The sequence below is a fragment of the Alteromonas sp. DYW1 genome (assembly GCF_059752595.1).
On record NZ_CM186038.1, the window covers coordinates 638,875 to 664,578 of the forward strand.

27 protein-coding genes are annotated in these 25,704 nt (G+C 45.4%); 17 read left to right on the plus strand and 10 right to left on the minus strand.

Going from position 1 to position 25,704, the window contains the following annotated elements; genetic code table 11:
* Positions 1 to 29 precede the first annotated feature (29 nt).
* Positions 30 to 1,451 (plus strand): sodium-dependent transporter, encoded by a 1,422-nt coding sequence (locus AC121Z_RS02890; RefSeq protein WP_498126519.1) that lies wholly within the window; start codon positions 30 to 32, stop codon positions 1,449 to 1,451.
* Here the strand turns inward: AC121Z_RS02890 and AC121Z_RS02895 are convergent.
* Entirely contained in the window at positions 1,440 to 2,285 is an 846-nt protein-coding gene (locus AC121Z_RS02895; protein WP_498126521.1) for an NAD(P)H-binding protein, read from the minus strand. The two genes, AC121Z_RS02890 and AC121Z_RS02895, sit on opposite strands and share 12 nt — an antisense overlap.
* Before the next feature lie 60 nt (positions 2,286 to 2,345).
* Complete coding sequence (locus AC121Z_RS02900; protein WP_498126523.1) at positions 2,346 to 3,161, minus strand: DUF2884 family protein; 816 nt, start codon at positions 3,159 to 3,161, stop codon at positions 2,346 to 2,348.
* 252 nt (positions 3,162 to 3,413) lie between these two features.
* On the opposite strand from AC121Z_RS02900, the gene AC121Z_RS02905 reads away from it, so the two are divergent.
* Positions 3,414 to 3,605: a hypothetical protein gene (locus AC121Z_RS02905; protein WP_498126525.1), complete on the plus strand. Its 192-nt coding sequence runs from the start codon at positions 3,414 to 3,416 to the stop codon at positions 3,603 to 3,605.
* Here AC121Z_RS02905 and AC121Z_RS02910 read toward each other — a convergent pair.
* Genes AC121Z_RS02910 through yihG (AC121Z_RS02920) form a run of 3 tightly spaced genes read right to left on the minus strand, consistent with a single transcriptional unit; the run spans position 3,602 to position 6,662 of the window.
* Entirely contained in the window at positions 3,602 to 4,855 is a 1,254-nt protein-coding gene (locus AC121Z_RS02910) for a mechanosensitive ion channel family protein (RefSeq protein ID WP_498126527.1), read from the minus strand. The genes AC121Z_RS02905 and AC121Z_RS02910 overlap by 4 nt on opposite strands.
* 3 nt (positions 4,856 to 4,858) lie before the next feature.
* Positions 4,859 to 5,752 carry a 1-acylglycerol-3-phosphate O-acyltransferase, YihG family gene (yihG, locus tag AC121Z_RS02915; RefSeq protein WP_498126529.1) on the minus strand — a complete coding sequence of 298 codons (894 nt, stop codon included), beginning with the start codon at positions 5,750 to 5,752 and terminating at the stop codon, positions 4,859 to 4,861.
* A gap of 4 nt (positions 5,753 to 5,756) precedes the next feature.
* Entirely contained in the window at positions 5,757 to 6,662 is a 906-nt protein-coding gene (yihG, locus tag AC121Z_RS02920; RefSeq protein WP_498126531.1) for a 1-acylglycerol-3-phosphate O-acyltransferase, YihG family, read from the minus strand.
* Positions 6,663 to 6,761: 99 nt separating this feature from the next.
* On the opposite strand from yihG (AC121Z_RS02920), the gene AC121Z_RS02925 reads away from it, so the two are divergent.
* From AC121Z_RS02925 to AC121Z_RS02935, 3 genes are read left to right on the plus strand one after another with little or no spacing between them, the layout of a single operon-like run.
* Positions 6,762 to 7,883, plus strand: a complete 1,122-nt coding sequence (locus AC121Z_RS02925) for an S-(hydroxymethyl)glutathione dehydrogenase/class III alcohol dehydrogenase (protein WP_498126533.1) — start codon at positions 6,762 to 6,764, stop codon at positions 7,881 to 7,883.
* An 18-nt stretch (positions 7,884 to 7,901) separates the two neighbouring features.
* The gene (fghA, locus tag AC121Z_RS02930; RefSeq protein WP_498126535.1) at positions 7,902 to 8,762 is read left to right on the plus strand and encodes an S-formylglutathione hydrolase; all 861 of its coding nucleotides are present in this window, start codon (positions 7,902 to 7,904) and stop codon (positions 8,760 to 8,762) included.
* Between the two features lie 35 nt (positions 8,763 to 8,797).
* Positions 8,798 to 9,205, plus strand: a complete 408-nt coding sequence (locus AC121Z_RS02935; RefSeq protein WP_498126537.1) for a CBS domain-containing protein — start codon at positions 8,798 to 8,800, stop codon at positions 9,203 to 9,205.
* On the opposite strand, the gene AC121Z_RS02940 is transcribed toward AC121Z_RS02935, so the two are convergent.
* The 4 genes from AC121Z_RS02940 to AC121Z_RS02955 form a co-directional block, all read right to left on the minus strand.
* Entirely contained in the window at positions 9,202 to 10,314 is a 1,113-nt protein-coding gene (locus AC121Z_RS02940) for a GNAT family N-acetyltransferase/peptidase C39 family protein (protein WP_498126539.1), read from the minus strand. The genes AC121Z_RS02935 and AC121Z_RS02940 overlap by 4 nt on opposite strands.
* 2 nt (positions 10,315 to 10,316) lie before the next feature.
* Entirely contained in the window at positions 10,317 to 11,768 is a 1,452-nt protein-coding gene (locus AC121Z_RS02945; RefSeq protein WP_498126541.1) for a RimK family ATP-grasp domain-containing protein, read from the minus strand.
* Positions 11,769 to 12,005: 237 nt separating this feature from the next.
* Positions 12,006 to 12,293 (minus strand): type II toxin-antitoxin system RelE/ParE family toxin, encoded by a 288-nt coding sequence (locus AC121Z_RS02950; RefSeq protein WP_498126542.1) that lies wholly within the window; start codon positions 12,291 to 12,293, stop codon positions 12,006 to 12,008.
* Positions 12,294 to 12,524: a ribbon-helix-helix domain-containing protein gene (locus tag AC121Z_RS02955; RefSeq protein WP_498126543.1), complete on the minus strand. Its 231-nt coding sequence runs from the start codon at positions 12,522 to 12,524 to the stop codon at positions 12,294 to 12,296.
* A 292-nt stretch (positions 12,525 to 12,816) separates the two neighbouring features.
* On the opposite strand from AC121Z_RS02955, the gene dusA reads away from it, so the two are divergent.
* The 10 genes from dusA to AC121Z_RS03005 all read left to right on the plus strand — a co-directional run bounded on the left by dusA (position 12,817) and on the right by AC121Z_RS03005 (position 21,916).
* Positions 12,817 to 13,830 carry a tRNA dihydrouridine(20/20a) synthase DusA gene (dusA, locus tag AC121Z_RS02960; protein WP_498126545.1) on the plus strand — a complete coding sequence of 338 codons (1,014 nt, stop codon included), beginning with the start codon at positions 12,817 to 12,819 and terminating at the stop codon, positions 13,828 to 13,830.
* A 215-nt stretch (positions 13,831 to 14,045) separates the two neighbouring features.
* Complete coding sequence (locus AC121Z_RS02965) at positions 14,046 to 14,327, plus strand: hypothetical protein (protein ID WP_498126547.1); 282 nt, start codon at positions 14,046 to 14,048, stop codon at positions 14,325 to 14,327.
* Positions 14,328 to 14,347: 20 nt separating this feature from the next.
* Positions 14,348 to 15,067 (plus strand): phage shock protein PspA, encoded by a 720-nt coding sequence (pspA, locus tag AC121Z_RS02970; RefSeq protein ID WP_498126548.1) that lies wholly within the window; start codon positions 14,348 to 14,350, stop codon positions 15,065 to 15,067.
* Between the two features lie 87 nt (positions 15,068 to 15,154).
* Positions 15,155 to 15,355: a PspC domain-containing protein gene (locus tag AC121Z_RS02975; protein ID WP_498126550.1), complete on the plus strand. Its 201-nt coding sequence runs from the start codon at positions 15,155 to 15,157 to the stop codon at positions 15,353 to 15,355.
* 1 nt (position 15,356) lies between these two features.
* Positions 15,357 to 15,680, plus strand: a complete 324-nt coding sequence (locus AC121Z_RS02980) for a hypothetical protein (protein WP_498126552.1) — start codon at positions 15,357 to 15,359, stop codon at positions 15,678 to 15,680.
* 77 nt (positions 15,681 to 15,757) lie between these two features.
* Positions 15,758 to 16,750 carry a DUF2333 family protein gene (locus AC121Z_RS02985; RefSeq protein ID WP_498126554.1) on the plus strand — a complete coding sequence of 331 codons (993 nt, stop codon included), beginning with the start codon at positions 15,758 to 15,760 and terminating at the stop codon, positions 16,748 to 16,750.
* 5 nt (positions 16,751 to 16,755) lie between these two features.
* Positions 16,756 to 17,511 (plus strand): TIGR04219 family outer membrane beta-barrel protein, encoded by a 756-nt coding sequence (locus AC121Z_RS02990; protein WP_498126555.1) that lies wholly within the window; start codon positions 16,756 to 16,758, stop codon positions 17,509 to 17,511.
* 139 nt (positions 17,512 to 17,650) lie between these two features.
* Complete coding sequence (locus AC121Z_RS02995) at positions 17,651 to 19,450, plus strand: assimilatory sulfite reductase (NADPH) flavoprotein subunit (protein WP_498126557.1); 1,800 nt, start codon at positions 17,651 to 17,653, stop codon at positions 19,448 to 19,450.
* Positions 19,450 to 21,159 (plus strand): assimilatory sulfite reductase (NADPH) hemoprotein subunit, encoded by a 1,710-nt coding sequence (cysI, locus tag AC121Z_RS03000; protein WP_498126559.1) that lies wholly within the window; start codon positions 19,450 to 19,452, stop codon positions 21,157 to 21,159. The genes AC121Z_RS02995 and cysI overlap by 1 nt, the downstream gene beginning before the upstream one ends.
* A gap of 34 nt (positions 21,160 to 21,193) precedes the next feature.
* Positions 21,194 to 21,916: a phosphoadenylyl-sulfate reductase gene (locus AC121Z_RS03005; RefSeq protein WP_498128130.1), complete on the plus strand. Its 723-nt coding sequence runs from the start codon at positions 21,194 to 21,196 to the stop codon at positions 21,914 to 21,916.
* A 20-nt stretch (positions 21,917 to 21,936) separates the two neighbouring features.
* On the opposite strand, the gene AC121Z_RS03010 is transcribed toward AC121Z_RS03005, so the two are convergent.
* Entirely contained in the window at positions 21,937 to 22,860 is a 924-nt protein-coding gene (locus AC121Z_RS03010) for a TIGR03899 family protein (RefSeq protein ID WP_498126560.1), read from the minus strand.
* Positions 22,861 to 22,958: 98 nt separating this feature from the next.
* Between AC121Z_RS03010 and AC121Z_RS03015 the strand changes: the two genes are divergently transcribed.
* Both AC121Z_RS03015 and AC121Z_RS03020 read left to right on the plus strand, forming a co-directional pair.
* Positions 22,959 to 25,190 carry a bifunctional diguanylate cyclase/phosphodiesterase gene (locus tag AC121Z_RS03015; RefSeq protein ID WP_498126562.1) on the plus strand — a complete coding sequence of 744 codons (2,232 nt, stop codon included), beginning with the start codon at positions 22,959 to 22,961 and terminating at the stop codon, positions 25,188 to 25,190.
* Positions 25,191 to 25,354: 164 nt separating this feature from the next.
* Positions 25,355 to 25,663, plus strand: coding sequence for a pyridine nucleotide transhydrogenase (locus tag AC121Z_RS03020; RefSeq protein ID WP_498126564.1), 309 nt, complete (start codon positions 25,355 to 25,357; stop codon positions 25,661 to 25,663).
* The last annotated feature ends 41 nt before the right edge of the window (positions 25,664 to 25,704 follow it).

The following is a 25,704-nucleotide window of genomic DNA, read 5'->3' on the forward strand; positions in this document are numbered from 1 at the left end:
AACAATAATAATGATAAAGGAAGGAAGTTATGGCCGCTTCTAGAGAAGAATTTGGCTCTCGTTTAGGATTTATTTTAGCTGCCGCAGGGTCAGCGGTCGGTATCGGTAATTTGGTGGGCTTCCCCGTTGGTGCTGCTAAAAACGGTGGCGGTGCTTTCTTACTTATCTACGCGCTCTTCGTTTTCTTAATTTGTTTACCTGTTATGCTGGCTGAAATGTCAGTCGGAAGACATGCAGGTAAAGATCCTCTGGGCGCATACAGCAAGCTAACGAACGGCTCTACTCCTTGGAAAGTGGCTGGTTGGCTTTCAATTATCACCCCTTTTATGATTGCCGTATTTTATTTGGTTATAACGGTGTGGATTTTTGGGTATCTATTTGAGTCTGCCACCGGTGATCTGGTTCATCTTGCTGATCCTGAAACTTTCGGTACGTTTATCAATAGCCAGTCGATTTTTATTTATATGGCTGTGGTACTGGGTATTGTTTATATGATCCTCCAAGGCGGTGTAAAAGAAGGTATCGAAAAAGCCGCAAAGTTGATGATGCCGGCATTATTTGTGATGTTGTTGGCGTTGGTAATTTTCGTTTTGACCCGCGATAACGCAATTGAAGGCGTTAAATATTACTTAATCCCTGATTTCAGTAAGATCAATGCTTCGGTTGTGAATGGTGCGCTGTCGCAAGCCTTCTTCTCCTTGTCTTTGGGTATGGGTATCATGATCACGTATGGCAGTTATATTAATCGACGTGCTGACATCCCAGGCTCTGCCAAATTGGTCGCCTTAACCGATACTGCGGTCGCCTTTGTCGCAGGTCTGATGATCTTGCCGGCAATCTTTTCCTTCAATCCCAATGTGGATCCGACAGCTTTGAGTGAATCATCAATCAGTATGATCTTCACGTTCTTGCCGAAAATCTTTTTAGCGCTGCAAGCGTCACTTGGCTACTTTGGTGCAAGTGTCGTGGCGAGTGTGTTCTTTTTGTTAGTGTTCTTCGCAGCGATCACGTCAATTGTCTCCATCTTTGAAGTACCTGTTGCTGCATTAATTGATGAAAAGGGCGTGTCACGCAAAGCTGCGCTTGGGATCCTGGGGATTTTATTGGCTATTCTAGCGGTATTCTGTGCACTGTCCTTTGGCATGGTAAGCTTTTTCACCGAGTTTACAGGTTATGCCGGCGCGTCAAAATCCTTTTTTGATGTTGTCTATGATGTCTTTTATGACACCATCTTGCCGCTCAACGGGTTATTGATTTGTGTTTTCGTGATTTATCGCTGGAAGAAGCATAATTTTAACGCTGAGTTGGACGAAGGTGCTCCTGCATATAAAGGGTCGCTTTTTGAACGTTATGTTGATCTGTCGGTGGGCACGTTCATTCCGGTGATCCTGTTGATTATTTTCGTTAATACAGTTGCCGTGAAGTACTTCGGTGTGTCGCTATTCAGCTAACATTTCAAAAGGGCTGGCAAAGCGTAATGTCAGCCCCAACTCTGCACATGACGCTTGTGCATTAATAATCTTTCCGGTGTCTTGCTCAGCAGTTTGATCGACCTTAATAAAATCAGGTTCTGGCAAATCGAGTTGAGCCGCTGCCCAACGATAGTAATCATCTCGTCGCGGATGCTCATGACTCGCCAGCAGCAGTGTGGCAAGGTTCTTTGTTGGGCGTGTAATAATTGCGGTTAAGGCACCGATAACGTCCGCTTGGTGTATCAGATTGACCCGCTGTTGGCCATTCTCAATATTTTGTTTATGACACAAAGTACGCACCGGGTGACGTTCACGATCCACTAACCCTGCGAGGCGCAAGATTGTGTGTTGCGTGGGGAATAGTTGGCGTATGTAGTTTTCAATTGCAACATGCGCCTTGCCGGATTCGGTTACTGGAGAGGTAGGAGTGTGCTCGTCTACATGCCCCGTAATATTGCCATACACTGATGTAGTACTCACAAATACAATCCGTGATACCTTGCCTAGTTGCGCCATCGTTAAGCAGGATTGCATCGCACTCACGTAAGCGTTGAAATCTGTATCCTTGCGACCCGCAGCAATACTAAAAATCCAAGTTGAAGCATTTGACAGTGATGGCGTAGCGAAGGTCTCCGGTTGATACACATCTGCGTATTGTGCCACGATGCCGTGCGCACTGAGTTTTTCCAGGGTGGACACAGAGCGTGACGTACCCACTACCGGATAGCCAAGGGTAATTAGGTGTTGCGCTAATGGGAAACCTAACCAGCCACAACCAATCACCGCGATCGTTGGTTTATCTGTTTGTTGCATATACAAGACCCAAAAAAATACCCCGCTGATGCGGGGTATTGTAATGCTTTCAGCGTATAATTACATTTTAAAGCGTGGGTTCTCGATATCCAACATGTCCAGTGAACCAAGTTCTTTCACGCTATTTGCTAATTTAGCTTCTGCTAGATCGGCACTGCTTAGGGTCATGCAAAGGTTTTCAGCTTTTTCTTCGAGCTCCGTGGTTTGGTACTCAACGCGTTGCTCGATTTGCTCGCCGAAATTTTCCATTTTGGCTTCGAACGCACTCATGTCGCCACCCCCCATGACCATCTCTGTACCAATGGCAACCAACAGACGTCCAATGGATTTGCCGACCATATCTTCAATTTTGTTTTCTAATTCAGATTCCCATGCGGGGCTTACCCAACGCCCTTCGTTCGCATCTGAAGACTGCATCGTGAAAGTTCCATCTGCTGCATAGAACTGTTCATTAACACTGGTGTTCAAATCCGCGAAAAAATCATCAAATTCATGCACCAGTGGGTCGTCATAGCCAAGTAGTTCACCAAAGGCCTCGGTAACAGCGGTGCTGGCAATATGTAATGCATCCACGGCAATTTCAGCCGTCATAGGAATAGCTGTGGTAATTGAGCTGTAATATTGCTGCGCATCGGCCTGTTGCTCAGCGGTTAAGTCTAAGCTTTTACGATTAATATCAACCTGGCCGTCCGGGGTAAAATGCGCAACGTCACCATTGTCGAGTGTGATAGACAACACTTCATCTTTAAAAGTCAGTTCACCTTCAAAGCGAATATGACAACTGTCAGAGAATTCAGTATGTGCCATTACAGATGAGCTGGTGGCTAGAATTACCGCTATTGCAGAGTGAGTCATTATAGTACGCATTTTCATCATTGATCGGTTCCTTATCGTGGTTTGTTTATCCTTATTCATTTCTTAGGCCAACTTTAAAAAACTATAAATATCAATAAGATAAAATTTTGAAAGGAAGATCAAATAACTCGTCCCTCTTAAAAAGTGGTGATCTTTACAAACTGTTAGTCAATTTGACCAAGGTCAATAAATCTGCAAAAAATAGCTAACTGGCATACCATTGAATAACAGCTTCAGGCATAATGCGCGCACTTTTGTTTAGGGGGTTTTCAAATGGCTGATTGGTTAAACGCGGTTTTATTTGGCGTTACATTGGTTGCACTGGTCCTTGGATTAAGCAGTGTTATTATGGGCTTCTTATCGGATAAAACCGGTGCAGAGGCGCTCAAAGAGCGCATTGAATACGGTTACCTAGGGGTATCGGGTATCGCCCTCAGTGGATTACTCAGTTATTTGCTGTTTTAATCCTTAACTTGCATCACGTTGTCGCGCTGATAAGCCTTTAAACCGAAAAGAGGCAACATCGCGATGGCGTGGTCAAAAATATCTGCTTGGATACCCTCATAAGCCACCCAGTCTTTATTGGCGCTAAAACAGTACACTTCTAACGGTAAACCGACTTCAGTGGGCGCTAGTTGCCTGACCATCATGGTCATGTCTTTATTAATTTCCGGATGATTGCTGATGTAATTGCGTAAGTACGCGCGAAACGTACCGAGATTGGTCAAGCGACGACTGTTGAGTAGATCCTGCTCATCAATTGCTTGATCATCATGATAGCTCTTCAGGACATTGAGCTTCTCAGCTATGTACGATTTGATGTAACGAATTTTGCCAAATTCCTGCAGCATATCTTGGTCACAAAATTTCACGCTACGCAGATCGATGTTAATTGCTCGTTTAATTCGGCGACCGCCAGATTCACTCATACCACGCCAGTTCTTGACTGCTTCAGTGGTCAACGAGTAGGTGGGTAGCGTAGATATGGTCTTGTCCCAATTTTGTACTTTTACATTAGTTAGTCCGATTAATAGTATCTCGCCATCCACATCATACTTCGGCATGGCAATCCAATCACCCGTGTTAAACATGCGATTGGCGGCAATTTGAATTCCCGCTACAAAGCCCAGAATTGTATCGCGGAAAATGAGCAATAAAACGGCTGCAATAGCGGTCATCCCAGAGAGTAGAATGATTGGACTTTTGTCAATCAATAGACTGATCACCAGAATAATTACAATCATGGTAAACAGTAACTTAGCAACCTGAATAAAGCCGGTAATAGGGGCGCGTTTGGCAAGTGCAGACGCATTGTAGATGTCTTCGATAGTGTTAAGAACCGCACTAACAATTAACAGCGACGCAAACGCCAGATAGACCATAGATAACTTTTCAATGACCGCCAGTAGTTTAGATTCTTCAGGTAGCAGTGCATATGCAATCAGGCTGATTACTATCGCTGGTACAATATGTCCACAACGTTTGAAAAAGTGGTGGCGGTGAAGCTCATCGTCCCACTTACTCCGAGTGCGCATCACAAAATGTGTTACTTTTTCACTCACTACGATACGAGTGACCCAGAGCGACAATACGGCACTGAGCAGTATCACTACACACGCCGCAGCGAAATACGTGAAACTATCCAGTGTCGCAGAGGGGGCTAGCATCTGAACTTGATCAAGCAAAACCTGTTTAACGTTGAGGTTGCTAAGCATAGGTTAATTTCCTAGAAGTGCTTTTAGGCGTTGATCTTTGGCACTCCAAAGTTCATTTAGCCAGCGCTGGAAGCGCGTTTTAAAAGATGCGTTATTGAAATAGTCACCAATCACGTCCTCTGTTACAGGCAACACATTAACATCTATGATTATGCTGCGCATCTGGCCACTTAACATTTCGAGCATGGGGTGGCGACGGTTGTGCGGGTAGGCCAGAGAAATATCCAGAATATTGGTAAACAATTCCCCCATGGCGGCTAGGGTAAAGGCTATCCCACCGGCTTTGGGGGGTAGCAGACATTCAAAATTACTCCCTTTCAATTGATGTTTCTCTGGGGTGAAACGCGTACCCTCAACAAAGTTGATCACAGTGGTGGGTTGCGACTTAAATTTCTCGCAGGATTTGCGTGTTGTTTCGATATCCTTGCCTCGTAGGTGTGGATGCTTTGCCACAAAAGCTTGCGAGTAGCGACGCATAAACGGCATATCGAGCGCCCAGGCACCAAGCCCAACAAATGGCATCCAAATCAGTTCTTTCTTAAGGAAAAATTTTGGCGGTGGGATACGTTTATGGGCAAAATGGATCAGCAGTACAATATCTAAATAGCTTAAATGGTTAGCAATAATTAAATACCAACTTTGCTGGCTAAGTTGGCCTTCGATGCGATACTCAATGGTAATTGGGTTAAATAGTTTGATAAGGGCAACGCTGATCTGCCCAAAGGCGAGTAAAAATAGGTTCATTAAAGGATTAATGAAACGCTGCGTAATCGCTTGAGGAATAATCAGTTTTAGCAAACCGAAAGTGATGATGAGTAATCCCCAGAACGCTAGATTGAGTAACTGCAGGGGTAAGTGGAGAAGGAAAATAATTGGAGCGAAAACGACACGCATCATACTGCTAATCCTGCGTTGAGAGTTGTTTAAGTTGCTGGTCTTTTTGCGCCCAAACACCATTCAGCCATTGCTGAAAAATGGCTCGTTGTTCAGGGTCGTCAAAGTAGCGTTGAGTGAAAATATTCTGACTAAAGAGATCAGCGATCGGAGTGACGGTAATAGTCACTTTAATGTCCTTTACCTTACCGCAGACGAAATCCCAGTATGTAGGGATACCTTGCGGATAGTAAATCGTAACATCAACCAGTTTGTGGAGTTGCGAACCCATAGCACTAAGTACAAATGCAATGCCGCCTGCGCGCGGTTTCAATAAATACTCATACGGACTCAGTTGGCGAGCGTGTTTACTGGGCGTTAAACGAGTACCTTCGATGAAATTCATTACACTCACAGGCTTATGTTGAAACCTTTCACAGGCCTTACGCGTAGTTTCTAAATCCTTCCCTTTTAAATGCGGATTTTTGGCAAGGAAAGATTTACTGTAGCGGCGCATGAATGGAAAATCGAGTGCCCACCAGGCAAGCCCTAAAAAGGGTACCCAAATCAACTCTTTTTTAAGAAAAAATTTCAAGAATGGGATACGGCGATTAAATACCCGTTGTAAGACTAAAATATCGACCCAACTTTGGTGGTTGGCGATGACTAGATACCAATCATTGGTTGATAATGCCTCTAGTCCAGTCACGTGCCACTTAACCCGACTAAATATGTTTTGGTTGAGTCGGTTTATTGTAATCCAGTTCGTTGCACAGCCGTCGAGCAAGTAGGATAGGGCGCGCCGCCAAACTGAAATCGGAATTAATTTGAGCACCGAAAGCAACATAATCGGGATCACCCAAAAAAGTGTATTCAGAAAATACAGAATTACGGACAGGCTGCCAGCAATGGTGTAGCCTATTTGCTTTAACATTTTGCAACTAACCCTTTTGCGACCAATAAAAGCGCGCATTGTAAACGAAAACCGCTAAAATCCGAATACGTGCGTGGATAAAAACAATAGGAGCACATTATGTCAGACATCATTTCATGTAAAGCCGCTGTAGCGTGGGAGGCGGGTAAGCCTCTGTCCATTGAAACTGTGGATGTCATGCCGCCACAGCCTGGCGAAGTCAGGATCCGGATCGTATCCTCCGGTGTTTGCCATACCGATGCTTATACACTCTCAGGGGACGACCCGGAAGGAAAATTCCCCTGCATTCTTGGCCACGAAGGTGGGGGTATCGTTGAATCAGTCGGTGAAGGTGTAACATCGGTTGCTGTCGGCGATCATGTGATACCGCTGTACACGCCAGAGTGCGGCGAGTGTAAGTTTTGTCAATCAGGGAAAACCAATTTATGCCAGAAAATCCGTTCCACTCAGGGCCAGGGATTAATGCCTGACGGCACTACACGGTTTTCGATCAATGGCCAACCCATTTATCACTACATGGGGTGCTCAACATTCTCTGAGTACACAGTACTGCCTGAAATATCACTTGCAAAAATAAACCCAACAGCGTCGCTTGAAGAGGTTTGTTTGCTGGGCTGTGGCGTGACCACAGGAATGGGGGCTGTGTTAAATACCGCGAAGGTTGAAGAAGGTGCGACGGTAGCAATTTTCGGTTTGGGTGGAATTGGACTTTCTGCTGTTATTGGTGCTGTGATGGCTAAAGCCTCGCGGATTATTGCGATAGATATCAATGACAGTAAGTTTGATTTGGCGCAGAAGTTGGGCGCTACTGATGTGGTGAATCCAAAGGATTATGATAAACCGATTCAAGAGGTTATTGTCGAAATGACCGATGGCGGTGTCGATTACTCATTTGAGTGTATCGGCAATGTGAATGTCATGCGCAGTGCGCTGGAATGTTGTCACAAAGGTTGGGGGGAATCGGTCATTATCGGTGTTGCCGGCGCGGGGCAAGAAATCTCAACGCGACCCTTCCAGCTGGTTACAGGCCGTGTTTGGCGCGGCACAGCGTTCGGTGGCGTTAAAGGTAGAACGCAATTGCCGGGCATTGTTGAGCAATACTTAGCGGGAGAAATCCCGCTCCATGAATTCGTGACGCATAAGATGGGTCTGGCGGATATTAATCAAGCTTTTGACTTAATGCACGAAGGTAAAAGCATTCGTAGTGTCATCAATTTCTAACAAGGTAGGTGAGCCATTATGCAAGTTCTATCGACGCAGCGGATTTTTGAGGGCCTGTTGATCCGCTTTGAGCATCCTTCGAATGTTAATCATTGCACCATGACTGCTAGTATATTTTTGCCGCCATTGGCGACTCAAGGTACTGAACCCAAGCCAGTGCCAGTGTTGTACTGGCTCTCGGGCCTCACCTGCAATGACCAGAATTTTGCTCAAAAAGCAGGGGCGTTTCGTGCCGCGGCGGACCTTAATATCGCTATCGTTATGCCGGATACCAGCCCGCGTGGGTATGGTGTTGCCGATGATCCAGATGGTGCGTACGACTTTGGTTTAGGTGCCGGTTTTTACCTGAATGCGACACAACCTGAGTTCGCACTCAATTACAATATGTATGACTATGTCACGCAGGAATTACCGCAAGTGATTGAGGCGCACTTTAATGTGACTCAGGTTAAGAGCATCAGTGGTCACTCTATGGGCGGTCATGGTGCCTTAGTGATTGGGTTGCGCGAATCTGCAGCGTACCGCTCGATTTCTGCTTTTAGTCCAATTTGCCATCCGATGGAATGCGGGTGGGGACAAAAGGCATTCACAGGTTACCTTGGAAACGACAAAACCAAATGGGCGATGTACGATGCCACTGAGTTAATGTCGCAGGCAACAGAAATTTTGCCAATACGTATTGATCAGGGCAGCGACGATGAGTTTCTGCCAGAGCAGCTAATGCCCGACAGTTTGATCAAAGCGGCACAGGGCAATGATCTTAGCCTGAACTACTCTCTGCATACAGGCTATGACCACAGTTATTACTTTATTGCTACCTTCATTGATCAACACTTGGCCTTCCACGCTAAGTATCTGTTTGCCGCTGAAGTTGAGTAAGAGGAGCGCAAGAACCGATGGCTGTGGATAATTTGATGACGAAAAACGTGGTCACCGTGGACATGGATGATCGCTTAAAGGTGGTGCGGGATTTATTTATCAAACACCGCTTCCACCACCTGTTAGTCGTTGATAAAAATCACGTATTAGTGGCGGTCATTTCTGATCGCGACTACTTCAAAGCAACAACGCCTACGGTTGATTTACCAGCCGCACGCGCGAAAGATTTGGCAACCTTAGATAAACGCGTTCATCAGATTGTAAAACGGAAACTCGTCTGTATTCGTCAGGGTGATTCGCTAAAGCACGCGATAACTACATTTAAACAGTATAAGGTTTCTTGTTTACCGGTAGTCAATTCAGAGGGTAAGCCAGTTGGGGTTATCACATGGCGTGACATTATTAATTGGCTATACGATAAAATTAATAAAACGCCAACTTAGCACCGTCGCAAGATGATAAATGCGCGTAGTTTTTGTTTGCCATACCCAGACATCTTGAGGAAATCCTGGTTACTTATCGGTATATGCTGATATTCCAGCGGATTGGTGGTTTCACTTTCGGCATCTGGATCATGCAAGTAGAAACAGGCTTCATCAATGTGGGTGATGCAAACCCAATGGGGGGTTTTACTGTTACTAAGGTGATAGGTACTAATCAAACCCACAATGGCATCACCTTGGGCCAAATGCTGTTTTAAGGTGTCTAATGCAGGCGTCGTCTCGTGTAATGGAATAGCCGTTTGCTCTATCTCGTCACGAAACGTTTGCTCTACAACCTGCATGATGTGTTTCTTTTCAGCACTGCGAACCCCGTCGATGAAAAGCCCTTCCGCGTATGACACATAAACTTCAACAGCAAAATTACGCCGGTGAGCCGCGAGAGCTAACCCATAGGGATGACAGCCGCCATGGCCGGAGGTCATGTAGATTGAGGTCGCCTCTCGCCATAGGGCTAACTCGTGGTGTTGGGTCATCTGTATATTGTCATCCAGATGATGCATGGCCATTAAGAGTGCTGACGGTCCACAAGTAAATTCGGTGGTTTGACGATACCATGGATAACGCGGTAACAACGTTTGCACAGCTAACTGACGAATAGGCTTATGCATCCGAATCGCATCAATATTGTTGGCGTAGTACTCTGCATAAACGCCAAATGGCTCATAGCCAGCACGTTTGTATAAGGCGATAGCTGCAGCATTATTCTCTGCAACCTCTAGGCGCATAAACAAACGGTCTTGCTTGAGCGCGGCTTGCTCGAGCCGTTCCAGCAGAGCTGCACCCAGCCCTGAGCCCCGGGTGGAGGGGCTGATAGCAATAGAGTATAGGCGGGCAAGCTGAGTACCTTTGCGCAGCAAAACCAGCCCATAACCTAGCAACTGGTTGTTAGCTTCAGCGACTATAAAAATGCAATTGTCGGCGCCAACCCAGTGCTTAAATCGTTTGGTTGACAAGCGGTCAGTAACAAAGGCTTCACATTCTAGTGCGTAAAGAGGGGCAACATCGGAGCGCTGCGCCGCACGAAAAATCACCGAATCCAATTTCAACATGGTTAGCGGCCCCGAGCCTCCAACCGTTGCGCAAATTCCTCCATGATGATGGTGTAGAGTTCTTTACCCAAATAGGCATCTTCAACTTTGGATTCTATGGATGGGTTGTCATTAACTTCAATCACGTAGACTTTATTTTGAATTTGCTTAATGTCCACGCCATAGAGGCCTTTACCTATGACTGCACTTGCTCGCACTGCAGCATCCAGGACTGGTCGAGGAACTTCAAAAGTCGGCAAAGTTTCAAACCCACCACTAAAGTCTTTTTTCGACTCATGGTTATAAATTTGCCAATGGTTGCGTGCCATAAAATAGCGACACGCATAAATCGGCTTACCATTGAGCACTCCAATGCGCCAATCGTAGTCAGTAAACAAAAACTCCTGCACCAGCACAATTGAGGAATGCTCGAGCATCAGTGTGAGTCGCGTGCGCAATTCGTCGCGGCTTTCGACTTTATGTACGCCCAGCGAGAACGCACTTTCAGGTAATTTGAGTACCATGGGATAACCGTAGCGATCTTCCAAGTCTGCACAGGTGGCATCGGTGCAGGTTGAAATAAACTCACTGCGTGGCGCTGGCACCTGACTGTAGGTAAAGGCATCCTGTAAGAACACTTTATTGCAACAGCGTAAGATCGACGTGGCATCATCTATTACGACTAAGCCATGTTGTTCGGCACGCCGTGCTATGCGGTATGTATGATGATTGATAGCTGTTGTCTCGCGAATAAATAGCGCGTCATAGGTGTCGATTAAATGGACTTGGTCAGGTGTGATCAGTTCTGCATCGATGCCAACACGTTGCGCAGCTTTCACGAAATTGGCTAACGCTTTGCTGTCGCTTGGCGGGGTTTTCTCTTCAGGGTTATACAGGATAGCCATATCCCAGCGCGCCGTTTTACTGCTTCGCGCCCCCTGAAAGGTTGACTGAGTGAAACGCTGTAAAGCTGTAGCAAATAGTTCAGCTTCCTCTGCCTTAAGGCTTTCAACCGATACCGCTTGGACTGAGGCTAACGCAACAGTTTGAGTCTTACTCAATTCGACTTTAAGAATCGGTGTTGGGAATAAACCAAACAGGTATTTAGCGAGCTTACGATAGTGATCATTCGCGCATTGGCCAAAAAATACCAACAACTCAATACTTTCATCCAGTTTTAGGTGTTTGCTTTGGGTGTTGGTCAAGGCTACTTGACGGGCCTGACCATGGGCGTCCAGCTTTAAATCATTGATGGTACTAACGCTCGGCAACACTTGGTGCTTGCGGGCTTCCGCTAACAATGAACAATAGTAGCCCTCGCCTAAATAGCGGCTAGTGTCACACAAATTGATTACTAACATTTTGGGCTCGCCCTTTTTCGGGTAATGAGCTAAATAGTCAGCAAAGAGTTCGACCGGAATGTCATTGGTACCGATATCAATTTCGGAATCGGTAACGATTAATGGTTTGGCCACGAGGTATAAAGTGTAATCAAAAGACGCGTGGAATATAGGCTATTCTTGCCCCAACGCAAGTATCCACAGAGGTTATTTGAGTGACTTTTTTTTATCGTAACGATTAAATCTGTATATGGTGATTGGAGGTTGGTTTTTTTAGGTAGGCTGAGTGCGATTGGCTGGCGGTAAGGTTTTATTAGACTTGTGAAGTACTTGAAAAAAAGGCGTACACTGAGGTTTGAGGTTTTGAGTGGTCTAAAGCCATTCATCCATATCTTGCCCACCCAGAATTGCCATTATTTCAACTTCAACACCATTGACACGATAATAGATACTGTCAGAACCATAGGCGCAACGTCGGTAACCCGGTCGAATATGGTCAACTGATTGGTATGAAGATGGATTACTCGCTATTTTTTCAAATGCATGAAAAAAGCCTTCGAAATACTTATCTGACTGGAGTTCGCCAAATTCAACAAATCCATATGTATATATACGTCTAAGATCCTCTTTAGCATTTAGCGATATCTTGTAGTTGTTCATTTATCGTTTTAATTCAGCTTTGAACTCTTTCAGCATCTCTTTGGGTGATTGCTCAATGAATCCACTTCTCTCTGCACTTACCAGCTTTTGATTAATGGCCTCTGCGCGTCTGGCTCGACGAATTAAATCATTTACGAGTTCACTTTTGTTTGCATAATCTCGAATTTCTTCAACATGACTTTTGAGCCACGCATCATTCTTTTCAGTCAGAGTAATACTTTGACGAGGCATGATGTTCACTCCAATAGTTATTAACTGGTGCAATATTACACCAGGTTTATTTGAATGTCTGCATTTAGTAATCGAAAGATAGCAATAGTGCATATTACCAAAGACAAACTGAGTGACGCCTAACCGCTCATTGCCGCTCTAACGGCTGATGCACAAAACAACGACGTTCCCAATTACTGGTTAATAGTGAAATCTAACCTCAGAACGCAAATCGCCGTAACTTTTTAAATCTCATGGGGGAAGTGATATCATCCTCGTGCAATTTTTTATCCTCAAGTAAAAGGCAATCAGCGTGAACAATCTGGAACAGCATCGACGACTATCTGTGGCACCCATGCTGGATTGGACAGACAAGCATTGCCGTTACTTTTATCGCTTGATGTCACAGTACACCCTGCTCTATACCGAAATGGTAACCACGGGGGCAATTATTTATGGCAAAGGCGATTACCTGCAATTTAACGCGGCTGAGCATCCTGTTGCGTTGCAACTGGGCGGATCCGATACCAGTGCAATGGCTCGATGTGCTGCGTTGGCGCAAGAGCGTGGCTACGATGAAGTAAATATAAACGTTGGATGTCCCTCAGACCGCGTGCAAAACGGTCGTTTTGGTGCGTGCTTGATGGCTGAACCAACATTGGTGGCAGACTGTGTAAAAGCCATGCAATCTGAAGTAGACATTCCAGTCACGGTAAAATGTCGCATCGGAATCGATGATATGGATGAATATGCCGACCTGAGCAACTTTATTCAAACAGTCGCTGCGGCTGGTTGTGATACGTTTATTGTACATGCACGCAAAGCTTGGCTACAGGGCCTTAGCCCGAAGGAAAACCGTGATATACCCCCGTTATGTTATCCACGAGTGTATGCGTTAAAACGGGAATTCCCAGAACTCTCAATCAGTATTAACGGCGGTATTAAGTCCTTTGCCGAGGCGCACAAGCATCTTGAGTATGTTGACGGCGTAATGATTGGGCGAGAAATCTACGCGAATCCGTATTTGCTGGCTGCAGCTGATCACGAAATTTTTGGGCAAAAAACGCCGGCTTTAACGCGTGAGCAGATTGTTACGAAAATGAGCGATTATATCCGCCAAGAAGTTGCTGCGGGAGCACGTGAATGGCACATCGCGCGGCATATGTTGGGCTTGTTTCAAGGGCAGCCTGGTGGTCGGGTATGGCGCCGTTACCTTAGTCAAAATGGTACCGGGCGTAATCCACAGCCCGATATCGTGCTGCATGGTTTAGATGCCGTTTTAACCGCAGCAGAGCAAGTGCGACAACGCTCTTCGTTAGCCTCCTAAAAGACCTGTTCACAATTTGGTCAGAATGACTATGCAATGTGGTTAATTTGACCAACCTTAACTTTTGGAACGCTGAAGTTACCTTTCACCAATTTACCTGCCGGGTTAAAAAACAATTATAAAACAATAGCCTGTGCTGATTTTGCAGAATTGGCACAAGCTTCGCTACAACTATTCCAAGTCAACGGTGAATACCACGATAGAGGGAATGGATTATGAAAGTTATGACACGCATTACAGCGACATTGGTTCTTGGCGCAAGTCTGTTAAGCCCTGCTGCGATGGCACAGGAAAATGTCTTACAAAGTATGGTTAGCCGCATGTTAACCAGTGTTGTCGAAATTACGGTCGATGAATTGCAGAATCAAGCAGCCGAAGCTGTGGCGAATACCGCTCACAGTATTTCTGAGCACGACAATGACATTAAAGCGAAAGTTAAAGTCACTGAATTGACCGCAACCGCATCGCAAGACAAAGAATTACCTAAATCAGAATAAGTTAATTGAGGAGAGAAACCATGGGAATGTTTTCACGTATTTCAGATATCGTTCAATCAAATATTAATGCCATGCTTGATAAAGCGGAAGATCCGGAGAAGGTCATTCGCCTAATCATCCAAGAAATGGAGGAGACGCTCGTTGAGATCCGCTCGGTGGCAGCGAAAAATTTGGCAGAGCAGAAAATGCTCGACCGTAAAATCGCCGATGCTGAAAGCAAAGTGGCAGAGTGGGGCAAAAAGGCGGAATTAGCTGTCACCAAAGAGCGTGACGATCTAGCTCGTGCAGCCTTGAGTGAAAAACATGCAACCGAACAAGCATTAGCTGAATTGGTGCAACAGAAAGCCCAATTGGCTGAATTGATTACCAGTATTCAAGACGATACCGCGCGTCTGCAAGCCAAATTGAGTGAAGCGCGCAGTAAACAGAAAAGCTTAGTTGCACGCAAGCAAAACTCAGTAGTGCGTTTACATGCCAAACAAAGCGTAAATAGTGATGCTATTACAAAAGCGATGGCTCGTTTTGAGCATTACGAGACGCGTGTAGAAACGCTGGAAGCACAAGTAGATGCATTTGACATTGTACCTTCGTCGCAACAGCTGGCACAAGATTTTGCAGCTCTAGAGAAAGACGAGTCAGTAGAAAGTGCGCTGGCGCAGCTTAAGGCTAAAGTCAATGCTAAGGCAGCTCAAACTAAAGACAGCAAGAAAAGCAATCAAAAAAGTGCCCAAGCCGCCTAGTTTAGGCGGTAGCACTCGGCATTAAGTGAATATGCCACCGACTGGTTCAATCTCAGCTCAGTGGCACACACCTTGTAGGAGGGGATTATGAAACAGGAATTTGATCTTAGTAGTCTTTATCGCAGCCGCCACGAAAAAATTATCACAGGATTAGCGGGTGGATTAGCCAGACATTTTGAATTCGATGTTTTCTATGTGCGTGTCGCCATGGTTATCGGCATGTTTATTGCGCCGATGTTTTGTGGCATGGCTTATCTAATTGCCAGCATGCTGTTAAAGGAGCGGTAAAATGCGCAAACTACTCATTGCACTGTTGATCGTATGGACATTATTTTATTGGGTTGATTATTCATGGTTAGACAACATGCATTTTCACCTTGATCTACAAGATATCCATCTTCAAGCTGGTGAGTGGTTTTTTGGCTTGCTGGCGCTAGTTGCTGCCTTTGTACTGTTGGCAACGATTATGGCAACCGGCATCATCATTTTGTTTGTGGTTGCGGTGATTGTCGCTGTAGTGTCTTTTGCCGCTATGGGATTGAGTATCTTCTGGCCAGTAGCCATGGGTATAGGTGTATATTTACTGTGTCGCGATAATCAGGTCGCGACCTAAGCCTTCAACAAAGTGATCAGCTAGACTACTATTAGGGTATCTATGAAATATCACACAGCAGATTGTTTAAGGGAATTATGAAATCATTTTTGACGGGTAAAACTATCACTATTGCGGCCGCAGTAATCCTCATCTTGATGACGATGATTGGTTGGTACTGGAGCAACGAACCCGAGGTGTTTGATGTCAGCGAGCGAGCCAGTCAACACGCATTGGATAGTAATGAAACCTTAGTCGCTGGTTATACAGTTTCTACCGCGTTGATTGAAGTTGGCGACACGTTGCTCAACAAACCCGGTGGTTATCTTGCTAATGATGTAACGCCGCCATCACTGTTTATCGATAACATGCCAGCGTGGGAGTTTGGGGCGCTAGAGATGATGCGTGACCTTGCGTTAGCAATGCGCAAGGATTTCAGTCGCTCGCAGTCGCAGTCAGTCGAAAATCCCATGCTCATAAAAGCCCAGCCGAAGCTGAATATTGATCATCGTAGTTGGTTGTTACCTTCAGCAGAGTCGCAATATTCCGATGCGCTTGATTTACTCCGTGAGTATCGCAGTCAATTGGGTGATCAAACCATTGACGATAGTCAGTTCTACACACGTGCAGACAATCTGCGTGATTGGTTGAAGCAAGTTGAGAAGCGTTTGGGGAGCTTATCACAACGCCTCAGTGCCAGTGTGGGAACAGAAGTATTAAATACAGACTTGGCTGGCGACCCACAAGCGCATCAATCGACGCCAACGGAGCACAAACTGCAAACCAAAACCAGTTGGTTCAAGTTAGATGATAATTTCTACGAAGCGCGAGGTGCAAGTTGGGCTTTGTTGCATTTCCTTAAGGCTATTGAGTATGACTTTAGAGATGTGCTGGCGAAGAAAAATGCGACTGTTAGTTTGCAACAAATTATCCGTGAACTTGAAGCCACACAACAAACGGTTTGGAGCCCTATGATCCTGAATGGTAGTGGATTCGGTACCTTAGCCAATCACTCATTGGTTATGGCCAACTATATTTCTCGCGCAAATGCTGCTTTAATAGAGTTATCTGAATTACTCAATCAAGGTTAATTTTAATGCGCAAAACACTTATTGCGATGGCGCTGATTAGTGCAACCTCAGCACCTTACGCCCTGGCAGATACGGTTCTCGGTGTGTATGCAGGTGCGCAAGGGTGGGATATGTCAACAGCGGGTGGTTTTGCTGATGATACAACCATTACTCAGTTTGGTTTTGATTCACAAACAAACAGCGCTGTGTATGCAGCTTTAGAGCACCCCGTGCCTTTCGTTCCGAATATAAAGATCAATCGCACAGTCTTAGATACTAATGGTAATACTACGTTGACGTCGTCGTTTACCTTCGATGGAGAATTGTTTACTGCCGATTCTTTGGTCGCTACCAACATCGATCTAACGACAACCGACTACATTCTGTATTACGAAATCTTTGACAATGATTTAGTCAGTATTGATATCGGTATCAATGGTAAGCATGTTGATGGTACTTTGCTTGTGGAAGATGCGGCATCCAGCCTCACTGCGACTCAATCGTTTAGTGGGATCGTTCCAATGGGGTATTCCCGGATTGCGTTTGGATTACCCTTTACCGGCCTTGGCGTATATGCAGAGGGGAGTTATCTCGCAATTGACGATAGCACGGTAAGCGACTACCAGATAGCGATAACCTATAGCTTTATTGAAAGTTTAGCCTTAGACCTGACGTTGCAAGTCGGTTATCGAGATACCACGGTCGAACTTGATGATTTAGACGATACGTATTCCGATCTGGCCTTTGATGGTGCGTTTGCGGGGATTGAGTTCCACTTCTGATTGATTTGTCTATAAGTCAATTAAGTAATAAAAAATCGTTTTTAATTCTTTCCTGTTTTGAAAAACACACGCTAGCCTTGCAATTAATTTGCTAGGTTAGCGTTCCTATCCTTTGATTATTGATATTTGGAGTTTTCACGTGAGTGGTCAACAACCGGGTGTTTTGAGCCCAGAACAATGGAATCTAATTACGCAGGCAATTGCGCCGTTAAATCGCGATCAATTGCACTGGGTAAGTGGATACATCGCAGGCCTGGCAACTGGTGCCGCAGGAGACGCGGCCACCACGCAGGCTGTGAGCTCTGCCCCGGATACCGCAACATTCACCGTCATGTTTGGTTCGCAAACCGGCAATGCGAAGGGAATTGCTGTCGATCTTCACAAACAATTAGAGGCGGCTGGGGTTAAGGCGAACTTAGTGAGTATGGCTGATTATAAGCCGCGTCAGTTAAAGAGCGAAACCCACTTAGCTATTACGGTAAGCACCCATGGTGAAGGGGATGCGCCCGATGATGCAATTGAACTACATGAGTTTTTGGCGAGCAAGAAAGCGCCTAAAACACCGGCATTGAATTATGCTGTGCTTGGCTTAGGCGACACTAGTTACGAGTTCTTTTGCCAAACCGGTAAGGATTTTGATGCGCGTTTAGCCAAACTCGGTGCAGCAGCCATCACGGAGCGAGTTGATTGTGATGTCGACTATGAAGCGCAGGCTGCTGAATGGATCACAAAGATTGTTGAATATGCAAAAACCAACTTAACAGCTGCTTCATCTGATGCTGCCAGTAACGTTGTGGCCATGACCGCTAGCACAACGAACGCCTCTAGCTATACCAAGCAAAATCCGTTTCCAGCATCATTATTGCAAGTTCAAAAGATCACGGGTCGTGACTCCGTGAAGGATATCCAGCATATCGAAATTAGTCTTGAAGATTCAGGATTGCAGTATCAGCCAGGTGATGCGTTAGGCGTATGGTTTACCAATGACCCTAGCATTGTCGATGAAATTCTAAACTTACTAGCGATTGCACCCGAAGCATCGGTCGACGTGAAAGGTGAAACGCTTAGTGTGCGCCAAGCATTGTTGGAGAAACTGGAACTTACCCTCAGCTACCCCGGGTTTGTTAAAGCGTTTGCCGCAGCGACCGAGAGTTCTGCGCTTGCTGAACTTATGCAGGATGCACCTGCGTTCAGAGCGTACTTAGCAGAGCGGCAGATAGTCGATATTGTGCGAGAGCATCCAGCAAAAATTGAAGCTCAGGCATTGATTGACGCCTTACGCCCAATCACTCCACGTTTGTATTCGATAGCTTCCAGTCAGGCTGAAGTTGAAGAAGAGGTGCATTTAACAGTCGCACACGTTGACTATGAATTTGGTGGCAAGCGTCACCAAGGCGGCGCCTCTGGATTTCTTACTACACGAGTTGAAGAAGGCGAAACGGTGAAAGTTTTTGTGGAGAAGAATGATAATTTTCGTCTCCCAGCCGATCCCAGCACGCCAATTATTATGATAGGGCCAGGTACGGGAATTGCGCCCTTTAGAGCATTTATGCAAGAGCGTGATGCGCAGGGGGCGGAAGGTGCATCGTGGTTGTTCTTTGGGAATCCTAATTTTACTCAAGACTTTCTGTACCAGACGGAATGGCAACAATATCTCAAAGGCGGCATATTAAGCCGAATTAGCTTGGCGTTTTCGCGTGACCAAGCGGAAAAAATTTATGTCCAACATCGCATAATCGAGGAAGGCAAAGACGTCTTTGCATGGCTTGAAAGTGGTGCCCATGTATACGTATGTGGCGATGCAATGCGCATGGCCAAAGATGTAGAGGATGCTTTGTTAGAAGTGATCCGTACCCATGGCAACTTAGACGACAGTGCAGCCAAAGCCTACTTGGTTGGCCTACGTAAAGCGAAACGTTATCAGAAGGATGTTTACTAATGAGCAATAAACCGGATCTAATCGTCGAAGGTAAACTTTCTGACAATGAACGCTTAAAACGTGAAAGTGACTTTTTACGCGGCACCATTAAAGCTGATTTAGCCGACCCAGTGACGGGCGGATTTAGTGCTGACAACTTCCAGCTGATCCGCTTCCACGGCATGTACCAGCAAGATGACCGCGATATCCGTAACGAGCGAACCAAGCAAAAATTAGAGCCACTGCATAATGTAATGCTACGGGCACGCTTACCCGGCGGTGTGATCACTCCTGAGCAGTGGTTAGTGATCGACAAGTTTGCTCAAGATTATTCTATGTACGGCAGTATTCGCCTTACCACTCGGCAAACATTTCAATTCCACGGAGTGTTAAAACCGCACATTAAACAGATGCATCAAACCCTGAACAAGGCTGGTATTGATTCTATCGCTACCGCCGGTGACGTGAATCGGAATGTTTTATGTACCTCTAACCCTGTTGAGTCCGAAGTGCATCAACAAGCTTGGGAATGGGCGAAGAAAATTAGTGAACATTTATTGCCGAAAACCCGCGCATACGCGGAGATCTGGTTGGATGGTGAAAAGCTCGAAACCACCGATAATGAGCCAATTTTAGGCTCAACGTATTTACCGCGTAAGTTTAAAACGACGGTTGTAATACCGCCACAAAACGATGTCGATGTGCATGCTAACGATTTGAATTTTGTTGCGATTGCTGAAGACGGCAAGTTGGTCGGTTTCAACGTTTTGGTTGGTGGGGGCCTAGCCATGACCCACGGCGATACATCAACGTTTCCGCGCAAAGCCGACGATTTTGGTTTTATCGCGCTTAAAGACACCTTGGCAGTGGCTGAAGCGGTGGTTACTACACAACGCGATTGGGGAAATCGGGTCAATCGGAAAAACGCTAAAACCAAATATACCCTTGAGCGTGTTGGTGTTGAGACGTTCAAAGCTGAAGTGGAAAAACGAGCGGGGATCACTTTCTCTGCGAGTCGTCCTTATGAATTTACCGGCCGTGGCGACCGCTTTGGTTGGGTTGAAGGTATTGATGGCAAGCACCACTTGACCCTGTTCATAGAAAATGGCCGGATCCTTGATTTTCCTGGTAAGCCGTTAAAAACCGGTTGTGCTGAAATCGCTAAGATCCATCAAGGAGATTTTCGCTTAACGGCTAATCAGAACTTGATTATCGCAGGAGTCCCTACAGAGCAGAAAGCTGCAATAGAAGCTCTAGCAGTAGAGTATGGATTACTAGAATCCAATACTAGCGTGCAACGTCAAGACTCTATGGCGTGTGTTTCTTTACCCACATGCCCCCTCGCAATGGCAGAAGCCGAGCGCTATTTACCTGATGCAGTTACCGAACTCGAAGGCTTATTAGCAAAACATGGCCTAGCCGATGACAGCATCATTTTCCGCGTGACCGGCTGCCCGAACGGGTGCGGACGCGCAATGCTCGCTGAAGTTGGTTTAGTAGGTAAAGGACCGGGTAAATATAATTTTCACATTGGTGGTAATCGCGAAGGTACTCGTATCCCGCGAATGTACAAAGAAAATATCAGCCACGATGAAATTATGCAGCACATGGACGAGTTAATTGCTCGTTGGGCTGCAGAGCGTGAATCTAATGAGGCTTTCGGCGACTTTGTCGTGCGCGTTGGCATCATTAAACCTGTGGTCAATTCGGCCAAGGATTTTTATGAGTAAGGTTAATATAAAAACGCAAGCAGGCTTGGCAAACATGCCTACTGTTTCCGTTGAATCGGCACCAGAATTGATTGCAGAAGCTAATCAGTTACTTGAATCAATGACGGCACAAGAGCGGATTGGCTGGGCACTTTCGGCACTGCCTGAACAGGCGATTGTATCCAGTAGTTTTGGTGCACAGTCGGCGGTGATGTTGCATTTATTAACAGAGCAACAAGCGGATATTCCCGTAGTGTTAACCGATACTGGGTATTTGTTTCCACAGACGTATCAGTTCATTGATCAGCTTTGCGAGCGGCTCAAGCTTAATTTACATGTTTACCGTGCCGAAATTTCTGCCGCATGGCAAGAAGCTCGATATGGAAAGCTATGGGAAAAGGGCATAGAGGGAATTGAGCAATATAACAAAATGAACAAAGTTGAGCCTATGCAACGAGCGCTAAATGAATTAAATGCTGGTGTTTGGTTCGCGGGTTTACGCCGTTCTCAATCTGACTCACGTGAACACTTGCCTGTGTTGCAGAAGGTCGGTGGCCGCCTCAAGGTATTGCCGATTATCGATTGGACGAATAAAGATCTGCACTTTTATTTAAAAGATCATCAACTACCCTATCATCCATTGTGGGATGAAGGTTATGTTTCAATTGGTGATTGGCACACAACGCAAAGTTTGCAAGAAGGCATGAGTGAGCAAGATACGCGTTTCTTTGGGCTAAAACGCGAATGCGGCTTACACGAATTTGGTGATGGTATTTAACTTTGTGGAGCAGTGGTGCATTACAGTTTGGTGATGTAAAAAGCGTGCTCCAATAAGGCGAATAAATCGCTGCAATAGTTTGCGCGAGGCTGTCGGGATATCAGGCGATATAGCTCACTGCCAATACGAGTAAACTTATAATAGACCAATGCCGTGCCATTTTTCTTGGGACTCAATTCGAATTGCTCATCACCACAACGCCATGTCTCGCCTTTGGCAGGATCAAGCTCACCGGTTTCGATTTCACTGGAAAACAGCAACCCCATATCAATGAGCGCCAACAGATCTGGGTAGGTGATCCCGTGTTGGGCAAGATTTATGTGCTTACTACGCGATTGAGCAAACCACGTAAATACACTGGGTTTTTGATGGTAGCCCACCAAAAGACGCGGCGAGCTGTCATGTTTACGCCGGCTGGCAATGCTTGCCACTTTGCTAAATAACCGTGCATCTTTCTGCGTTAACTGTTTGAGTAGGGCTAGCGTTTGAATTGAGAAACTGCCCGGACGAGCCACTTCGACAGCAATGATTTTGCCCCATAAAGTTTGCATGCCAGGGGCATGAATGTCTTCAGCAAAGCGTGAAAAACTAAAAAACCAATCCGGGTCCAGGTTATCAGCATGTTCAGTTTCAATATTGACGCTGACAGCATGTTCCAATACACGTTGTAAATTTAGCAGGCGTTGTTGAGCCAATAACTGTTCGCGCCGTTGGGTTTGTCGGATCAAATCAATGTTACTATCTAGACCAGAACTTTCTTCTACGCCGATCTGAGCAAACCAACGACGAATTGTCGCAGCGGACCTTTGCTGACGCTCGCTTTTAGCGCTATTTGCCGTCTCCGCTTTGGATGCTGACGTCTGCAATGAGCGGTTTATTTTCTCAGTTTTAGCGCCTGCGGAAACTGGTTTTGCTCGAATACTCGTTGAATCCTCAATTTTCATAAATTAAAACCGCACAAGATTAATCCACACATTGTTTGCAAAATAGCCATATGGGGTTAGGATAACGTATAGGTATGCTAAATAACTAATAAGAATTAATGGTCCCTAACGATTACGATAACGATGAGTTGATCTTCAAAGAAGAAGATAACAGCGACGAGCAACCCGTAGAAAACTACCGGGTTTGGAATATCCTAATTGTCGATGATGATGAAGAAATTCATACCGTCACCCGATTAGCACTGTCAGACTTAATTGTCAGTGATCGTAAACTCAACTTTTTACATGCCTATACTGGCCAGCAAGCCATTGAAATATTGGGTGAATATGAGCGCGAAATAGCAATCATTTTGTTGGATGTTGTGATGGAGACCGACGACGCCGGTCTCAACGTTGTTAAACACATGCGCGAGCAAATGGGGCTGGTTGAACCACGGATTATTTTACGCACCGGTCAACCAGGTTATGCACCAGAAGAAGAAGTCATTAAAACCTATGATATTAATGATTATAAAACCAAAACAGAGTTAACTCGCGGTAAGTTGATGACCGCCGTCATCGCCTCAATCCGTTCCTATCAACAGCTGCGTACGATTAATCAAAGTCGGATTGGTTTGCAAAAAATCATTCAGTCAGCAGCCCATTTGTTGGAAGAGCATTCGGTCAAAGGGTTTTGTGAAGGTATCGTGACCCAAATCAGCTCGATGATCGGGCTTGAGGCCGAAGGGGTTGTCTGCGCTCGTGCTGGATCAGTGCTAGATAAGGAAGATGATGACGGCGTATATGTGTTAGGCGCAGCGGGGGATTTTGCAACTTATATCAATGAACGAATTGAACAATTGCATGAGCCTATCATTGTCGAGCACGTCAATCGTTGTTTGAAATTCCAAAAGCATGTCTTTGAAACAGATTTTTCTGTGCTTTACATTAATAGTTCTGGCTTTGAGGCTGCTGTTTACGTGAATATGCGGAAAGAGTTAAGCGAGCTAGACAGACAGTTATTAGAGATATTTTTGTCTAGTGTGTCGGTTGGCTATGAAAATGTGAACTTGTTCCATCAACTGCGTAATGCAGCGTTTAGAGACTGGTTAACGCGCTTACCTAACCGCAACGAGTTTATCAATATGTTGGATAGGCCGCATCAAATCCGGTCCCATAATATGGTGAATGTTGCATTAATCGATATTAATCACTTTTCTGATATCAACGATGGATTAGGTCAGGAAGTGGGGAACCAAGTACTTAGTGCTGTCTCCGACCGTTTGCAACAGTGCTTTGACGAAGATATAAAAAAAGGCCGTATTGGTGCTGATGTATTTGGCCTCATCGGTGATGAAGAGGTGGTCAATCCCGAGCGTATCAATGAAGCATTTCAGACCTCGTTCATCGCCGGCGATCACACTTTACCATTGAATGTTACTATCGGTTTGACACGTTTAACGGGTGAACGGAATCGTGGTAATACGTTATTGAAACAATCCAATATCGCATTAAACCGAGCGAAGAAAAATTTAACCGATAATTACGAGTACTTTGCCCCAGAAATCGAAGAGAAAACTACCTGGCGATTGAATATGATCCGTCGTCTCCGGGCGGATTTTGGCGAGCACAAATTAGAACTTTGGTTTCAGCCACAGGTGGACCTAGTCAGTGAAAAAGTCGTGGGAATGGAAGGCTTGTTGCGCTGGCCAGATGGTGATGGGAAATATATATCGCCAGCAGTGTTTGTGCCATTAGCGGAATACTCGGGATTGATTGTCGATATCGGTCAATGGGTACTTGAGGCTTCTTGTGCTCGTATCAAGGAATTGTGTGAAAAAGGGTATGCTCACCTGCGCGTTGCAGTAAATATTTCAATTCCTCAGTTTAGGGATCGATTTTTTGTTCAAAAAGTTAAAGATGCAATCGAGAAAAACGGTATTGATCCAAAATTATTAGAGCTGGAAATTACCGAAAGTGTGGTCATGGACGAACCTCAAATCGTTATTGATGCATTACGCTCGCTAAAAGAGTACGGCGTTGCGATTGCCATTGATGATTTTGGGACTGGATTTTCTTCCATGAGTTATTTGCAACAGTTACCACTGGATCGCTTGAAAGTGGATCGCTCTTTCGTCAGTGATATCCAGCCGGGTGGTAATGCCTTTATTGCCGAAACGATTGTAACCTTAGGTAATAAACTTGGCCTTGCAACTATTGCTGAGGGCGTTGAGAAGCGAGAGCAAGCAAGTTACATGCTGAAGCTAGGTTGTGATGAAGCTCAAGGTTACCTCTATGCTAAGCCCATGCCCTTTGATCAATTGATGGCATTTCTTGCGGAGAAAGAATAACCGCTGTCATCAAAATGTGACTTTATTGTCATAATTCTGTCATATTGGTGTGATTCGCAATTGAAATCAGCGGGCTTTTTTTGCTATACTCTTCAATACGCTAATTGGAATGCCCCTACGAAATGGTCTCTGGGCATAAAAAACAATGGCGATATGGAGGAGTTATGCGTAAATATTTAGCAGTAATCACGTTGGCTTTAGCTGCCGTGGGTGCGCATGCAAACGCCGACAATGCTAAGGCGTTTGATTGTATGGATGCAAAGACTTTTGAAATTAATAGCCAGTGTATGGCTGCGAAGATTAACAATAATGTCGCGTTTGCTGAAGCACAGCAGTCTATTGTGATGGCTGCCCAAGATAGTTCAGAAAATGCGATGGCAACTGTTTCATTCTATCCAGAACTGCGTCTAATCGAAGTCGTTGCACACCGTGATGCAACCTACGCCAAAAGGCTCGACGCGTCGAATAATTAAACGATAAAAAACCAGCAATCGCTGGTTTTTTTATACCCCAC

Bases quoted from the DNA above. Each gene is read 5' to 3' on its own strand.
- AC121Z_RS02890 (WP_498126519.1), top strand. From the start codon at position 30: ATGGCCGCTTCTAGAGAAGAATTTGGCTCTCGTTTAGGATTTATTTTA.
- AC121Z_RS02895 (WP_498126521.1), bottom strand. From the start codon at position 2,285: ATGCAACAAACAGATAAACCAACGATCGCGGTGATTGGTTGTGGCTGG.
- AC121Z_RS02900 (WP_498126523.1), bottom strand. From the start codon at position 3,161: ATGATGAAAATGCGTACTATAATGACTCACTCTGCAATAGCGGTAATT.
- AC121Z_RS02905 (WP_498126525.1), top strand. From the start codon at position 3,414: ATGGCTGATTGGTTAAACGCGGTTTTATTTGGCGTTACATTGGTTGCA.
- AC121Z_RS02910 (WP_498126527.1), bottom strand. From the start codon at position 4,855: ATGCTTAGCAACCTCAACGTTAAACAGGTTTTGCTTGATCAAGTTCAG.
- yihG (WP_498126529.1), bottom strand. From the start codon at position 5,752: ATGATGCGTGTCGTTTTCGCTCCAATTATTTTCCTTCTCCACTTACCC.
- yihG (WP_498126531.1), bottom strand. From the start codon at position 6,662: ATGTTAAAGCAAATAGGCTACACCATTGCTGGCAGCCTGTCCGTAATT.
- AC121Z_RS02925 (WP_498126533.1), top strand. From the start codon at position 6,762: ATGTCAGACATCATTTCATGTAAAGCCGCTGTAGCGTGGGAGGCGGGT.
- fghA (WP_498126535.1), top strand. From the start codon at position 7,902: ATGCAAGTTCTATCGACGCAGCGGATTTTTGAGGGCCTGTTGATCCGC.
- AC121Z_RS02935 (WP_498126537.1), top strand. From the start codon at position 8,798: ATGACGAAAAACGTGGTCACCGTGGACATGGATGATCGCTTAAAGGTG.
- AC121Z_RS02940 (WP_498126539.1), bottom strand. From the start codon at position 10,314: ATGTTGAAATTGGATTCGGTGATTTTTCGTGCGGCGCAGCGCTCCGAT.
- AC121Z_RS02950 (WP_498126542.1), bottom strand. From the start codon at position 12,293: ATGAACAACTACAAGATATCGCTAAATGCTAAAGAGGATCTTAGACGT.
- AC121Z_RS02955 (WP_498126543.1), bottom strand. From the start codon at position 12,524: ATGCCTCGTCAAAGTATTACTCTGACTGAAAAGAATGATGCGTGGCTC.
- AC121Z_RS02965 (WP_498126547.1), top strand. From the start codon at position 14,046: ATGAAAGTTATGACACGCATTACAGCGACATTGGTTCTTGGCGCAAGT.
- pspA (WP_498126548.1), top strand. From the start codon at position 14,348: ATGGGAATGTTTTCACGTATTTCAGATATCGTTCAATCAAATATTAAT.
- AC121Z_RS02975 (WP_498126550.1), top strand. From the start codon at position 15,155: ATGAAACAGGAATTTGATCTTAGTAGTCTTTATCGCAGCCGCCACGAA.
- AC121Z_RS02980 (WP_498126552.1), top strand. From the start codon at position 15,357: ATGCGCAAACTACTCATTGCACTGTTGATCGTATGGACATTATTTTAT.
- AC121Z_RS02985 (WP_498126554.1), top strand. From the start codon at position 15,758: ATGAAATCATTTTTGACGGGTAAAACTATCACTATTGCGGCCGCAGTA.
- AC121Z_RS02990 (WP_498126555.1), top strand. From the start codon at position 16,756: ATGCGCAAAACACTTATTGCGATGGCGCTGATTAGTGCAACCTCAGCA.
- cysI (WP_498126559.1), top strand. From the start codon at position 19,450: ATGAGCAATAAACCGGATCTAATCGTCGAAGGTAAACTTTCTGACAAT.
- AC121Z_RS03005 (WP_498128130.1), top strand. From the start codon at position 21,194: ATGCCTACTGTTTCCGTTGAATCGGCACCAGAATTGATTGCAGAAGCT.
- AC121Z_RS03010 (WP_498126560.1), bottom strand. From the start codon at position 22,860: ATGAAAATTGAGGATTCAACGAGTATTCGAGCAAAACCAGTTTCCGCA.
- AC121Z_RS03015 (WP_498126562.1), top strand. From the start codon at position 22,959: ATGGTCCCTAACGATTACGATAACGATGAGTTGATCTTCAAAGAAGAA.
- AC121Z_RS03020 (WP_498126564.1), top strand. From the start codon at position 25,355: ATGCGTAAATATTTAGCAGTAATCACGTTGGCTTTAGCTGCCGTGGGT.